At 47.9% G+C, this 15534-nt stretch carries 10 protein-coding genes and 1 pseudogene; 9 read left to right on the forward strand and 2 right to left on the reverse strand.

The window, feature by feature from the left end:
* Window positions 1-734: 734 nt before the first annotated feature.
* From pilG to J3491_RS09645, 9 genes and pseudogenes are all read left to right on the forward strand, one after another.
* Complete coding sequence (pilG, locus tag J3491_RS09605; protein ID WP_075100386.1) at window positions 735-1112, forward strand: twitching motility response regulator PilG; 378 nt, start codon at window positions 735-737, stop codon at window positions 1110-1112.
* 245 nt (window positions 1113-1357) lie between these two features.
* Window positions 1358-1720 carry a response regulator gene (locus J3491_RS09610; RefSeq protein WP_207970054.1) on the forward strand — a complete coding sequence of 121 codons (363 nt, stop codon included), beginning with the start codon at window positions 1358-1360 and terminating at the stop codon, window positions 1718-1720.
* 3 nt (window positions 1721-1723) lie between these two features.
* On the forward strand, window positions 1724-2254 hold the full coding sequence (locus J3491_RS09615) for a chemotaxis protein CheW (RefSeq protein WP_100750037.1): 531 nt from the start codon (window positions 1724-1726) through the stop codon (window positions 2252-2254).
* Window positions 2255-2770: 516 nt separating this feature from the next.
* Window positions 2771-3844 (forward strand): annotated as a pseudogene (locus J3491_RS09620) (methyl-accepting chemotaxis protein); the annotation flags it as partial.
* Window positions 3845-3916: 72 nt separating this feature from the next.
* Window positions 3917-4882, forward strand: a complete 966-nt coding sequence (locus tag J3491_RS09625) for a CheR family methyltransferase (RefSeq protein WP_341534387.1) — start codon at window positions 3917-3919, stop codon at window positions 4880-4882.
* A 55-nt stretch (window positions 4883-4937) separates the two neighbouring features.
* A complete protein-coding gene (locus J3491_RS09630) occupies window positions 4938-11894 on the forward strand; it encodes an Hpt domain-containing protein (protein WP_207970056.1) in 6957 nt (2318 codons plus the stop codon).
* Window positions 11884-12885, forward strand: a complete 1002-nt coding sequence (locus J3491_RS09635) for a chemotaxis protein CheB (RefSeq protein ID WP_207970057.1) — start codon at window positions 11884-11886, stop codon at window positions 12883-12885. The genes J3491_RS09630 and J3491_RS09635 overlap by 11 nt, the downstream gene beginning before the upstream one ends.
* Window positions 12886-12902: 17 nt before the next feature.
* Entirely contained in the window at window positions 12903-13409 is a 507-nt protein-coding gene (locus J3491_RS09640) for a hypothetical protein (RefSeq protein WP_207970058.1), read from the forward strand.
* A gap of 121 nt (window positions 13410-13530) precedes the next feature.
* Complete coding sequence (locus J3491_RS09645) at window positions 13531-14058, forward strand: cytochrome b (RefSeq protein WP_207970059.1); 528 nt, start codon at window positions 13531-13533, stop codon at window positions 14056-14058.
* A 219-nt stretch (window positions 14059-14277) separates the two neighbouring features.
* Here J3491_RS09645 and minE read toward each other — a convergent pair whose 3' ends face one another.
* Together minE and minD are read right to left on the reverse strand one after the other, a co-directional pair.
* The gene (minE, locus tag J3491_RS09650; protein ID WP_075100395.1) at window positions 14278-14568 is read right to left on the reverse strand and encodes a cell division topological specificity factor MinE; all 291 of its coding nucleotides are present in this window, start codon (window positions 14566-14568) and stop codon (window positions 14278-14280) included.
* Between the two features lie 2 nt (window positions 14569-14570).
* Window positions 14571-15383, reverse strand: a complete 813-nt coding sequence (gene minD / locus J3491_RS09655) for a septum site-determining protein MinD (RefSeq protein WP_075100396.1) — start codon at window positions 15381-15383, stop codon at window positions 14571-14573.
* Window positions 15384-15534: the final 151 nt, after the last annotated feature.

Here is a 15534-nt window from a genome sequence, read left to right on the forward strand (position 1 = left end):
ATAAATTTTCCTTGCGTGCTGTGCCTGCGCCGACAGAGGCTGCGTAAAATTTATCCCAGTCCCACTGTATCGTTTTTATACTGAACTCACTATACAATCATAACTGCCAAATGCTAAGCCATACAAGCTGACAACAACCTGCTGATAGAAGCATGACTGGAGTATGACTATAGGTAGATCTTTAAGTTCTTAGCTAGGAGACTGGTCAGTCTGAACATTAATTTGTCAATCACTGGAAATGCATGAACAACTGTGCTAAAACAAACATAACAAAATATATTGATACATTTTTATCACAATCGAAAATTATCCAGCAATATGGGAATTGATTCTATATAATGCAGAAATATCATGAAGTTGATGGATTTTTAGCCCTGTTTTTATCAAAAAGTAGGATGACGGTAGTTTGTGGCAAAGTGCTTTAATGTTTTTTATGCATTAAGATACCTTTATCTGGCGATATGCTAAGCACAGTGGTCGAGAGAGTGTAGGATTCAACGTCAATCGATTCAGCCATCATAAACTGCCTATCATGACCCAGATGGCGGGGCTACTTTTGCTCAGGACTGATAAAAGCCAGATACTCATAAAAGAAAAGATAGGTCCGCTACGATATAGATAGATGGCAGGGGTCGTCTCAAGCCCATAATCAATAAATGATCAATTGAGAACACCCTAACAGCTGTGTTGATAGATCGCGTGACAAACCCATAGTCGTTCATAGGACAATGAGAATGGAAAATAATTTTGATGGCTTAAAAGTGATGGTGATTGATGATTCCAAAACCATTCGCCGTACTGCAGAAACCTTGTTACAAAAGGCTGGCTGCGAAGTTGTAACTGCTATTGATGGCTTTGATGCACTTGCAAAGATTGTCGATAACAATCCCGATATTATTTTTGTGGATATTATGATGCCACGTTTAGATGGTTATCAAACCTGTGCTTTGATCAAAAACAACCCTGATTATGCCGACAAGCCTGTAATCATGTTGTCATCTAAAGACGGTTTGTTTGATAAAGCACGCGGCCGTATCGTGGGCTCTGATGAGTATCTGACCAAGCCATTTAGTAAAGACGAGCTGTTTGACGCGATCAACCAATATCGCTAGACAAAGGGTCAAAATAAATGTGCCAGACAGTCTTTGAGCGTGGCATATTTTGTACAGACGTTTTTCGCAGACATTTTTTGCAGGTTTTGATATCACGTACGGCTGTTGCTAGCCGCTTGACAACGAGTAACCACTGCGGTGAGAGGCGTGTGGCCATAAGTATTTGGAGCACAGGCTTTAGCAGTTGGTCTTTATAATATATTTGTATATCCAAATGGATATCTTCGTAAATAAAGGAAAATCCTATGACTACCGTCTTAGTCATTGACGACTCGCCATCTGAAATGGCGAAATTTCGCGACATGCTCTCCAAAAACAACTTTCAAGTGTTGGAGGCGACCAATGGGGAGCAGGGCTGTCAGATGGCAGCAGATCATCTGCCAGATGTGATTTTGATGGATGTGGTGATGCCAGAGATGAATGGTTTTCAGGCGACCCGCAAGATCACTCGCGGCAAAACCACCGCCCATATCCCAGTGATCATGATCAGTACCAAAAACCAAGAAACAGACCGTGTGTGGGGTAAGCGTCAAGGCGCTAAAGAGTATATGACCAAACCGATTGATGAGAGCAGCTTGGTCAATATCATTCGTCGAGTAATGGAGTAGCTTGTGGCTTCCAAAGGGTTTATTGAGCTTCTGCGTCTAGCAGATCTGGCACGCGCGCGCAAAAGTGGTCGCCGCAGTGGGCAAGAATATGACTGGCAAGGTGTGGTATTTGAGATTGGCGGACAGCGTTTGGTGGCACCAATGGGTCAGGTATCGGAGGTGTTGGCCATGCCAGAATATACCAGTTTACCCTTAGTGAAGCCTTGGATGCTAGGTATTGCCAATATCCGTGGTCGTTTATTACCGCTCACGGATTTGTCACAATTTTTACAAGTACCTAGCCGTGTGGCACAAATGAGTCAGCGTAAGGTCATTGTCATCGATCACGACAACCTGTTTTCAGGTTTGCTCGTCGATCAGGTGATCGGTATCGAACAGTTTACCAGTGACCAATATCGCGCCGAGGCCATCGAGCCAAGCTCGCCATTTGCGCCTTATAATCACGGTAAGTTTTATAAAAATGAGCAAGATTGGTATGTCTTCATGCCAAGCTTACTAGCGCAGGATTTGCAGTATAGCGATGCGGCAATATAACTGTCGATAATACAGAATCTGTCTCATCCATAAAGACAGAGGATTAGCGACTGACATGACGCGGTTGGATGTCAGCATTCATACAGGCTTTGTTGATCATTGTTTTGATAACAATAAGATTGTCAAAGTCAGTCACGATAAGACTTTGACGATTGTTTGAAAGGAATACGTAAGATGAGTGATGTTATAAAAAAACCTGTAGCTGGTACGCCCAAAACCACAGCGGATGGCAAAGATGCCTATAGTGAATGGAATTTATTGCTGGTTCTGTTTGTGGCGATAAGCGTGGCTTGTTTGATTTGGCTAGGCAACTCTGTATCGTCAGTGAGTCAGTACTTCTCTGACTTTAATCAATCGGTCATTCTGCCTGTGGTGGTGTTGATCATAGGCATGCTAGGTATTTTCTTTGCCTTATATAAAATCTTAAAACAACGGGGCGGCTCAGAGCGTATCTTGATCGAAAAAGAGACCCTACGTCGCCGTCAAGAAGCCGAGGCGGAGTCTGAGCGTGCTCGTCAAATCCAAGAGGAAAATGAGCGTAACCAGATCGCTATTTTGCGTCTACTCGATGAGCTAGGCGATTTGGCAGAAGGGGACTTGACCGTCAATGCGACTGTATCAGAAGACTTTACAGGGGCGATTGCCGACTCAGTAAACTTTGCCATCGACCAGCTGCGTCAGCTGGTACTGGTCATTAACAGTACCGCTGAGCGCGTCTCGCAATCCTCAGAGCAAACACAGATGAACGCTGTAGAGCTGGCCGAAGCCTCTGAGCACCAAGCACAAGAGATCGCTGGCGTGTCGGCGGCGATTAATGAGATGACGGTGTCGATTGACCAAGTGTCGAATAACGCCTCAGAGTCAGCGACCGTGGCCCAGCGCTCAGTTGCCATTGCCTATAATGGAGCCGAGGTGGTACAGCGCTCTATCGAAGGTATGAACGTGATTCGTGATCAGATTCAAGAAACCTCAAAGCGTATCAAGCGCTTGGGTGAGTCGTCACAAGAGATTGGCGATATCGTTAGCTTGATTAATGATATTGCCGATCAGACCAACGTTTTGGCCTTGAACGCGGCCATTCAGGCGTCGATGGCAGGTGAGGCAGGCCGAGGCTTTGCGGTCGTTGCTGACGAGGTTCAGCGTCTCGCTGAGCGTTCAGCCAATGCGACCAAGCAGATCGAAACACTGGTAAAAACCATTCAGGCAGATACAAATGAGGCGGTCGTTTCGATGGAATCAACGACCTCTGAAGTCGTACGCGGTGCACGTCTGGCAAAAGACGCCGGTGAGGCACTAGAAGAAGTGCAAAGTGTTTCAAACACGCTCGCTGATTTGATCCAAAACATCTCAAACGCGGCATTGCAGCAAGCTGAATCTGCAGGCCATATCTCACATACCATGAACGTCATTCAAGACATCACGTCACAGACCTCATCAGGTACCATGGCGACCGCGCGTTCTATCGGTGAGCTGAGTGAGATGGCAGCCGCACTACAAGAGTCTGTCACTGGGTTTAAAATCTCAAATGACGATGAGTTGTTGGACGCTGATATGCTAGAGTCTGAAGAGGCCTTATCAGAGAGCGTCTGATAAGTATTTGGTGCCAGAGCCTGAGTCGGCAAACAGGTGCAGTAACGGTGCATAACAATGATAGCAGGTCATGTGAACGAGCTTAATCAACCAACCCGCAGCTTTGTTAAAGCAAGCAGCGCTGCGCTGGGTAAGACGGTAATGCAAAACGATCATTTTGATGCGCAGCAATGGCAGCGGTATATAGAGCATGAAACGGGCTTTGTACTACCAGCTGCCCAGCTAAAATGGTTAAAAAATGCGATTGACCATACCGCCCAGTCGCAGGGCTTAAGCGCCAAGCAGCTATGGTATCAGCTGCCCAAAAGCAATGCGCTGCGTCAACAGCTGCTGGACAAAGTACTTATCCACGAAAGCCGTTTTTTTCGACATCAACCTTCGATAGATTTTGTGACCCAGTGCGCCGCCGAGCATCAGCGCCGAGTCTTAAAAGCTGATAGGGTAAGCGCTGATGGAATAAGCGGCGTAGATAAGTTGTTTCGTATTTGGAGTGTGGGCTGCGCCGGTGGGCAAGAAGCGTGGTCGCTGGCCATGAGTCTGGCGGCGCAGCAGATGACGAGGTTTGCGATATTAGGCACTGACGTTAGTGAACAAGCACTGGCAAAAGCACGGTTGGCGCAATATGACAAACGTCAGCAGGCCTTGATTCCGCAGCACTGTCAGCCGTATGTGTATCCGTTATCAGCAAACCGCCCAACGCCTACATCGAGCTTGGCAGATACCGCGATGCCCGCTACAGCGCTACAGACATCGTGGCAAGTTGCCCCAACGCTGCAATCACACGTAAGCTTTGCTTTACATAATATTATCGAGCAGCAACCACCCACGCCACATCTGCAGCAGGTGATTATTTGCCAAAACATGCTGCTGTATTTTCGCAAATTTGATCAGCGTGATATTTTGGCGCGGCTGTCAGCGCAGTGTGATCCCGGTGGATACATTGTATTGGCTCCGGGTGAGGCGCTGTTTTGGCGTCCTGCAAATATGCGCCGTATTGCGCACCCACAGGTTAATGTGTGGCAAAAGACCAACACTTAAACCCCGTGCCTTCATGAGTGGCAAAATTAGTGCCTAGACGAGTTAGGATGACCCTATGAAAAACCAGCCCAATGACATAGTGACGCTTGAGTGGTTGCTCCCTCTGTTTAATCAGCAATTATCACAGGTATCGGATGGCTGGCAATTAGACGCTGATCCCATCAATTATGAGCACATGGTCGCGCCCTATCATCAGCTCGGTGGCGCGCTCATCATGAGCAATCTGCCGGCATTGGCTGATCTGGCATACAAGCTCAGCGCATTAGCAGAAGTTGGTGGCCGCGATGGCCTAGCTAGCGAGGCGCGCCGCGTGGGTCAGCTTGCGCACCGATTGTTGCAGCGAGCGCTAAATCAGTATGCTCGCATTGGCAGTCACCATGTCGCCCCAATCACGGCTGCCGCGGAGCAACTGCTTGAGGTGCTAACGCAATTGGGAGCGGCTAGTGGGTCATCATTGGCATCCAGCGCTATTCAGCAGGGCGAATTGCATCAAAAAACTGACACAGATGCGGCTGTGGATGGGTTTGAGCTGGCCGTACCTGTGCGAACAGATGACGTCACCGAGCATCTAGACGAGCAGCAATACCAGCAGTTATTGCTCGTCTGGCGACAACAAGTACAGGTGCTGTTAAGTGCTAATAGTAATCAGCCGCCGTTATTAACCCCGCTAGAAAAAGTCAGCCAATACCTGCGGCAGACGAGCCAAGAGGAAGACTTGCAGCGGCTTTGGTACTTGACCGAGCTGTGGTTTAGTGAGCTTGCGCAAAATACCGCTCCGTTGCCTCAGCAGTATGCCCCTCTGTTAAGCGAGCTTGAGCAGATCATTGACGCTTTTGTGCAGCAAACACCGCCTGTGCCAAGTGCCATCAACAGCCTTATAACCAATATTTATATCGAGCTAAGTGGTCTCGACCAAAGCAGTGACAATACGCAGTCGCTACTGAGCAACTTGCCCCAAAGCTCGGCGGTAGAGTCGCGTTTTTTACCGCGTATATTGAGTGAGCTTGAGACTTTGGTTTTTCATTTAGACAAGCCAACCACACTGTTATATCCGCTGCAAAAGATACAAACCCAGCTGGAGGGGCGTGGTTGGACATATTATGCCGCACAAGTGGCAGAAATACTGACCGAGATAGAGCAAGCGCTTGCGTCTGAGGCGGCGCTGACCCAAGTACAATGGCAAATTGAACAAAAGCTGCAAGAGCTATATAGCGCCATTTACAATACGGAGCAAGTAATCTCGCAAAAGATTGGTGAGGCCGCCGCGTTTGTTCCTTTTTCTGATGTACTTGCCAGTGCCAACGAGCAACCCGTCACAAGTGCTGATGCTGTGTCGGCGGGTGAAGAGCTGCGTGAGCTGCGCATCGCTGTCGAAGACGTCAAACAAAACTTTAATGAGTATATACAACGTCAAGAAGTGCAGCTGCTACCGACGACTGCTGACTTTGCAAAAATCGGTCAAGCCTTTGATGATATGGGGTTGCCAACGATATGCCAAACCACCGATCAGATTGCGCATATCTTTAGCCAGCTAAAAATGCATGAGATTGATGCGCTGAGCTGGGATGTGACGCAAGCCTTGGCGGAAGCACTGACGTCAATTGAGCTGTTGTTAGATTATCTGGCTCAGCAGGTTTTTGACCAACAACTATTAACGCTCGCAAGTGAGCATACGGCCAGAGCAGAAGCACTGCTTGATGCTTATATTGAGGCACCAGAGATGGTTAGTGATACTTTTCATACCCAGACACCTGCCGCAACTGACGTGCTGCGCTATGATGACAGCGGTGAGATTGCTCCTGCCAGTCATGATCTATCTGCTCAGCCATCCGATGATGCGCCAGAGGATGATAACGTGCGTGATGACAACGTGCACGATGACAGCGCTATGCATAAGGATAGTGAGGCATTGGCCGAGGTTCGTACGCAGCTGCAGCCTGATAGCTTTGAGGCAGATGCCGATATCCGCGAGATATTTATCGAAGAAGTCACAGAAGTGATCGCTGATTTAAAAGACTTTTTGCCTATTTGGCAGCAAGACTCACAGGATTTGACACCCTTGACAGAAGTGCGTAGAGGTTTTCATACTCTAAAAGGTTCAGGGCGCATGGTGGGGGCTTTTAGTATCAGTGAGATGGCTTGGTCTATCGAAAACTTGCTGAATCGATTGTTGGACAAAACCTTGCCCGTCACCGAAGACGTGGTAACACTGGTCACGCAAACCACAACGCATCTGCCCACTCTGGTCGCCGACTTTCAAGCCAAACGGCCGCCAAGTGTGGATCCTGCTATCACAATACTGCAAAGCCGTAATCTATTGACCGGACAACCTGTCGACGCTGGATTGGCCATCTTTGACACCGAGTCAGTGACTGAGACGGAAATGCTGGCTGATGAAGCGCGCGCGGCAGCTGACGTCGCTGCATCACAGAGTAATGATGCCGCTGCGTCTGATGAGATCGGTATGGATATAGCCGATACCGAAGCGCGCGGCGAAACGGTATCTTTGTTTGATCTTGAGGTTCCAGCAGTGCTTGCGCCCTTTATGCTAGATACTGAGCAGCTACCAGCCGATGCCAATGATGCAGATCCTGATATTAAAGAGATATTTATCGAAGAGGCCGATGAGGTATTGAGCGAAATCGTGCCTTTGTATGAAAACTGGCGCATGTCTCCTACTGACCTAGATGCCTTGACAGATATTCGCCGCGGCTTCCATACCCTAAAAGGCTCAGGCCGTATGGTCGGGGCCAACTATAGCGCTGAGCTGGCTTGGGCCATTGAAAATATGCTCAATCGTGTGCTAGATCGCAGTATTGGGGTGACAGCAGATATCACTCAGCTAATGGCTGATGTATTAGCCGCTTACCCAGCGATGCTCGCTACCTTTGAGCAAGGTGGTCAAGAGTATCCAGCACTGATACCGTTATGGATTGCCTGTGCAAACGCCTATAGCAAACAAAAATCTCAGGACTTTAGTTACCCAGCCTTACTGGCGCAAACGGGTAGTACGCCTGCGTCTGATATTCACAAAGACGACTTGGCCTTAGCTTCAGAGCGGTGGGATGAGACTGATGCCGATGAGATTGAGGCTGCGAGCGACTATGAAGATGGTGATGACAGTCATGACAGTGCCGCAAGGGACGCTGTAGCGACCATAGAGATAGATAGTACCTTGCAATCGCTTACCTCTGTCAATGAAATGATGGCAGAAGCACCGGTGATTTTGACGCCGCAGAGCGAAGAAGAGCAAGCCTTCTGTGAGATTTTCATCGATGAAGCCGAAGCGTTATTACAAGACATTGAGCAGTTTGTTGCCACGCATCGAGATCAGCCTCAGATTGAGGTGACCGATGAGATTGTACGAGCCTTTCATACGCTGCGCGGCGCATCAGGCTCTAGTGCGTTAGCGGCGATCAGTGACGTGAGTGCGACGATAGAGCATAGTTTAGAGTTGCTACAACAGCAAGATACCGCGATGACGCCGCTGCATTTAGAGGCGTTGGCACGGTCAGCTATGCTGATCAATGGCTATCTAACGAATTATAAGCAAAACGTTCAACAATCTGATGTCTCGGTGGAAGATGCCCAAAGCCAGCAAGATATTGCGTCATTGCAAGCCATGCTTGGTGAGCAGTATCTCATCCATGACGATCAGACGGCCTCCGACAATAAGCCAACGATTGAGCAGTTGTTGGATGACAATATTGATAAGTTATTAGACGCTGAGTGGGAGCTAGAGGAGGCGCTAAGTCAGGGGGATATCTCGCAGGCTCAGCGCTATATAGAGCAGCAAATTCGCCAAATCAAATACCTCACCAATAAAGCCCAAGAATTTCCAAAATTCACTGCTATCCTTGGCGGTTTGGCGCACGCTTATGCTTATCTACAGCGGCATCCGGAATCGGCAAAACAAGCAGAGGTGCAGGCGGTATTACTCGCTGGCCACGCGCAATTGGTCGGATTGTTTGATGCACTCGCTGGCAGCACTTCATTAAAAGTCGATCCGCAAGTGCTACATGAGTTGCAGGCGCTTGCTGGCTTCGATGATGGCGATGATGCTGAGTCGATGGTTCGCACGGTTGCTGCACCCGAGCTGCAGCTTGAACCGATCGATACCGATGTAGAGCTGCTTGAGATCTTCTTAGAAGAAGCGCAAGAGCTAGATGACGCGCTGGATGAAAGCTTTAATAAGTGGCGCGCCGATATCACCAATATCAACGCGCTTAAAGTATTGCAGCGTCACCTACACACCATCAAAGGTGGCGCAAGAATGGCGGGTATTAGCAGTATTGGCGACCTGACCCACGAGGCGGAGAGCATTTATGAAGCCTTTGTAGAAAACAGGAAAACACCAACCGCACAGTGGCTAAAGATTATGCAAATGGTGCAGGACACCATGTCATTGCAAGTCATGCATATCGTTCGCCATCAGCAGTCGTTTTTTGCTACAGAACTGATTGAACAGTTACAACAGTTTGAAAAAGTAGACACATTGCCAGCGGTGGTTGAGCTGATCATACCAGCACCAACCAACCACTTCGACGCCGACACCCAAGCACAGGCTGACAATACCCAGCAGAGCCATGAAGTAGCAGACACGGTCAGCTTAGATACCATGATCAAGCAATCATGGGCCAATGGCTTACCTGATCCTGATCTTCTGGCGGTGTTTTTAGAAGAAGCAGAAGAGCTGACCAACCAAAACCGACACTTGCAAGTGTTTTTACAAGATGCCGAAGATACCGTGGCGTTACAGTCGCTACAGCGTGATCTGCACACCATCACAGGTGGTGCCAAAATGGTCGGCGCCAGCGGCATCGCTGACCTAGCTTATGAGCTAGAAGCGACGTATAAAAACTTTGCCAGCCGTCGCCGTCCTGCAACCGAAAAAGCTCAGGCATTGATCGTTGCTTGTCACGACTGGCTGGCAGATGCGGTATTTATGCTAAGCCTACAGGTCAACCCGCCAACGCCGACGCTACTGATTGAAGCGCTACAGCAGTTTGGTAAAAACCCTAATGGCCTAAAACAAGTACCAAAAGAGTCGCTGCAAGCACAGCGTACTGCGATCTTGCTGGCAAAAGAAGCACAAGATTCACAATATCTAGAAAAAGACATCAGTCAGATGCCATCGATGTTTGCAGAGACTGATGAGGAAGAGCAGAGCACCAGCAGCAATGAGATGATTCGTATCTCAGGTGGCTTGATTGAGCATATGATCAACCTATCGGGTGAGTCTGCGATCAACCGTGCTCGTATCGATATGGGTATGAGCAGCTTGACCAACAGTATCGAAGAGATGGGCATTACCGTACAGCGCTTGGCCGATCAGCTGCGCCGTATGGAGACGGAGCTTGAAGCGCAGATCTTGTCGCAAATCGATGACGAGCTGATTAATGATGAAGGCTTTGACCCGTTGGAGATGGATCAGTACTCGTCACTCAATCAGCTGTCCAAATCATTGTCAGAGTCGGCCTCGGATTTGGTCGATATTAACCACACTTTATTAGAAAAAACCCGTGATAGCGAAAGCTTGCTGCTGCAGCTGGCACGTACACAAACCGAGCTACAGGACGGTTTGATGAATTCGCGTATGGTGCCGTTTACGCGCTTGACCCCGCGTCTGGAGCGTGTCGTCCGTCAGACTGCAAACGAGCTTAATAAATCTGTAGAATTGACCATTATCAACGCTGATGATGAGATGGATAGAACCATTTTGGAGCGGATTACCTCACCGCTTGAGCACATGCTGCGTAACGCTGTCGACCACGGTATCGAAAACACCTCGGCTCGACTCAAAGCAGGCAAAGAGCGTAGCGGGCATATCACTTTAGAGGTGCACCGTGAAGGGAGTGAGGTCGTCATTCAGTTATCGGATGATGGCCGCGGTATCGATGTAGAAGCTGTACGCAACAAAGCCATTTCTCAAGGCCTTATCGATGCCAATGACGATAGCCTGACTGATGTCGATATCATGCAATATATCTTTAATGCCGGCTTGAGTACCAGTAAGCAAGTGACGCAAATCTCAGGCCGCGGCGTTGGTATGGATGTGGTGATCAGTGAGATTCGCCAGTTGGGCGGGGCGGTCACCGTGGTGTCGGAGCTGGGCAAAGGGTCACGCTTTACCATGCGCTTACCACTGACAGTTGCCGTGTCTGATGCGCTGGTCGTACGTGCAGCCGATCGCTACTATGCCATTCCACTGGTGCAGATCGAGCGTGTGGTGCGTATCAACCCAGAAAAACTTTATGAGTATTATCAGTCCAACGACGCCACGTTAGCGTTTGAAGGGAATGATTACCGCGTGCGTTATCTCAACGAGATTCTCTCGGGTAATAAGCTCAACGAGCTGATGGTCAATACCAACACTAGCCTACCCCTGATTATCATCAAAAACCGCACGGGACAAAACATCGCCTTACAGGTCGATCAGATTGCAGGCTCGCGTATTGAAGTGGTCGTCAAACCACTGGGACAGCAGCTATCCAACCTCTCAGGCGTTTCGGCGGCGACCATCATGGGTGATGGCTCGGTCATGCCGATTTTGGACTTGATTGCCCTAATGCGAAATGCCCCAAGAGTCAAAAACGTGACCAAGCCTAGCGGCATTCAGTCAAAACCGACAGTACTGGTGGTGGATGACTCAGTCACGGTACGTAAAGTGACCTCTCGCTTCTTAGAGCGTCAAGGTTTCAATGTAGCACTTGCCAAAGATGGTATCGATGCTATCGAAATACTACAAGAAACCACGCCAGATATGATATTGCTCGATATTGAGATGCCGCGGATGGATGGCTTTGAGGTGGCAACACAAGTCAGAAACAACCAGCGCTTACAGCATATTCCAATCATTATGATCACCTCGCGTACTGGTGAAAAGCATCGTCAGCGCGCCTTAGAGATTGGGGTAAATGACTATATGGGCAAACCGTTCCAAGAAAAACAGCTGCTTAATAAAATCCAGAGACTGCTGGGCGATGAGGTCAGCTTAACTTATGAAGGATAATGCAGGTGTTTTGGCACTAACAGGGAAGACAAAAGCAAATATAAAGGTGCTGGTGGTGGCCGAAGACCATCATCAGCGCATGGCGTTTTCAGACACAGTTCGTAGCTGCGGTTTTGCACTAATAGACTGTGTATCGCGCGCGCAATTGCAAAAAAAAACCGCACTTTTTGAGGCCGAAATAGACATTTGGCTGATCGATAGCGACTATGATGATGATATGGCGACGGTGACGGCTGCTTCCAAACCTGCCGCCGTGCTGGTGGGATTTAGTCAAGCCCCTTATCTCAATGAAGCGCAGCTGTATGCTAAATGGCAGCGTAAACTAAAGCGTAAGCTGGCGCAGATGCTGGCATTGCCCGTGTTGGTGCATACGCCTGTCTATAAAAGCGATGATACTGATAACGACTGGCATTATGTGGTGTTTTTGGGTGCCTCTATGGGTGGGCCGAGCGCGGTAAAAGAGTTTTTGGATAACTTATCGCCCACGCTACCGATTTGTATTTTACTCGCGCATCATTTTAACCAAACCATGATTGGTACGCTGCCACGTATTTTAAATCGCCACAACGAGTGGCGCTGTCAGGTCATCACCTCATCGCAGCGTCTGCGAGCTGGTCAATGTCTGATAGCCCCTATAGACAAGCAGATAGTCTGTGACTCTACTGGGCGGGTGATACTGCTAGAGCAGCCTTGGGATGGTGAATACAAACCAGCTATTGGCCAGATTTTAAAAAACACCAGCGATGTGTACGGCAGTGAGCTTATCAACATCATATTTTCAGGTATGGGTGATGATGGCTCGCAATACTTGGATCTTATTCAAGATAATGACAGTCAATTATGGGCACAAGAGCCAAGCTTGAGTGCTTGTCCGAGCCAACCGCAGGCCATCATTGATTCAGGTTATTGCGGCTTTATTGGCAGCCCTGTCCAATTGGCACAAAAACTTACTGACTATATTAGTGAAAAGGCGACGGCCTCTTTGCGTTAACTTACTGTGAGCGATGTATGAAACAAATTTTACGACACTCGTTTGAAGCAGTCAGCTTGCTGACCACAAACCACGGTATGCTGGATGTCACTTTTGTTCCCGCTTTTAATCAGCCTGATTGGATTATTCCAAGCGGTCTGATTTTGAGCATTGAGGACACTCATGATCGCGCCTCCAGCTATTATTGGCAGCAGCAAGTATTGCCTGTGTTTGATCTGCTTACGCAAGAACAAACGCCTGATAAGATAATTATACTAGAAGGTAACACCATAGAGCACCGCATGGCGCTCCAGACGTCAGGTCAATTGTATCAGCGCCAAGTGGGCATCTCTGATGTGAAGGATACAGATAGGCAGGCGTATTTTGCCGACTCTGACAGCGCGGATAAAATTAACGCTGAGGGACGCTTTACGGCGGAGGGTATGCTATCCTACCTTTTTCAAACAGTGATGATTGAGGACACCGTTTATGTGGTGCCTGATTTAGAAAAAATCGCGCATCAGTTGGTTGAGATGGACAGCTAGCGTTCGGTTGGTATCGTTAATCGGTTTTAAAATAGATACAAACCTACGGCTATTCGTTTTTCTTGTGTGCATTGCCAACCAATCACTGTCATAAATAGCGATAAGGGTAATAGAGCAGCTCATGAATAACACACAGTCAAATATGTCCAAGTGGTCAGTCACTAGTCGCGTGTTTCATTGGATTAGTGCGGTTTTATTGCTAATCACTTGGCTTCTGATATTGTTATACGAAAACCTCGATAGCAATCTTTATATCGGCTTGCATAAGGCGTTTGGGGTCAGTTTATTGTTTTGGATGATTGCGCGGGTGATTAACCGTGTCTTTACCAAAGCGCCGCCAGCACTGCCCATGCCAGCTTGGCAGTTGTGGGTCTCTAAATTGTCGCACTTTGCCTTGTATGCCACATTGATCGCGATGCCGTTGGCGGGTTTGTTGATGTCTGTATATGGTGGCAGACCGGTAGATATTTTTGGTTTGTTTCAGATTCCGGTGTTTGTCACACCAGATAGAAGCTTGGCGCGTTTTTTTAATGACATGCATACCGATATCATTTGGCCGATGATTATCGGCTTTACATTGCTACATATCGCTGCAGCGTTGTATCATCAGTTTGTCAAAAAAGACAACCTGCTCGCTCGTATGAAATAAGCGCACTGAGCATCAATGCTAAGTGCATGCGGTGTGGATGGCATAGACGATGGACTGACGCAACGAGGTATAACAGAAGCTCGTCTCATATGAGTAATGTCATATCACTTGCTAAAAGTCATCCGTCAGATTGCCACATAGAAAAGCCCTAAGTAAGATGCTTAGGGCTTTTTCGTATGCGTCACAAAATCGCTGATAAGAGGCGCTGTACTGCCAGACTTATCTTTTGTGCTCAGGCAAATTGATGTTCATTTCTAAGACGTCTAAGCTGTCTTCGGAGCGATGATTGATATTGACATCATCAATCTGTACACCATTGACGTATTTATTGACCACCTCTAGTATTTCACGCTTCATTTTTTCGATGCGATCGACGGTGAGACGACTGTTTAGGCGGTTTTCGCTTGCAACGATGACCTTAAGACGCTCAGTGGCTAAGTTGGCGCTACCAGCACTACTGCTGTCATCAGTACCAAATAGGCTACTCCAAAATCCTTTTTTCTTACTCATTATTAACTCCCAAACCAGCGCTGTAGTAGACTCTTTTTCTTCACATCGATATGACGCAGCGGACGCTCTTCACCCAAAAAGCGGGCAACGATGTCATCATAACATTGACCAGCAACTGAATCGCCATAATGAATCACAGGCTCCCCATGGTTAGAGGCTTCTAGGACAGAGTGGCTTTCGGGCACCACACCGAGCAGTGGTACTTTTAAAATATCATTAGAAATGGTGTCAATGTCCATCATCTCATTTGCTGCTGCACGTTCAGGATTGTAGCGCGTGATGACCAAATGCTCGCGGACAGAGCCTTGGTTTTCTGCAACTTTTTTTGTTTGACTTTGTAAAATACCAATAATGCGATCTGAGTCACGAACCGAGGAAATCTCAGGGTTGGTGACGATGATGGCTTCATCAGCATGATACATGGCCAGCTGCGCGCCGCGCTCGATACCAGCAGGCGAGTCGCAGATGATATAGTCAAACTGCTTAGACAGCTCAGACATGACCTCGCTCACGCCCTCATCTGTCAAAGCGTCTTTATCACGCGTTTGACTGGCAGGAAGGATATACAAGTTTTCAAGCTGTTTGTCTTTGACAAGCGCTTGCGACAAACGGGCATTGCCGTTGATCACATCGACAAAGTCGTACACGATTCGATTTTCGCAACCCATGATTAAGTCTAGATTACGTAGACCCACATCAAAATCGATAACGACCGTCTTATAACCACGCAATGCTAAACCGGCGGCAAAAGAGGCACTTGTCGTGGTTTTGCCCACGCCGCCTTTACCTGAAGTGATGACAACTATCTTCGCCACAATGGCACACTCCTATGAATCAATGGGATATCTATTATAAAAAATAGCGCACGCTTATATCGTTCACTGTAAATATAAGCACTACCTGCGAAAGTAGCCTAGCATAAATAAACAAAAATTTATAGCAAGTCTATACGGCAGTAAACAATCT

The organism is Psychrobacter halodurans, from assembly GCF_017498075.1.
GTDB classification, from domain to species: Bacteria; Pseudomonadota; Gammaproteobacteria; order Pseudomonadales; family Moraxellaceae; genus Psychrobacter; species Psychrobacter celer.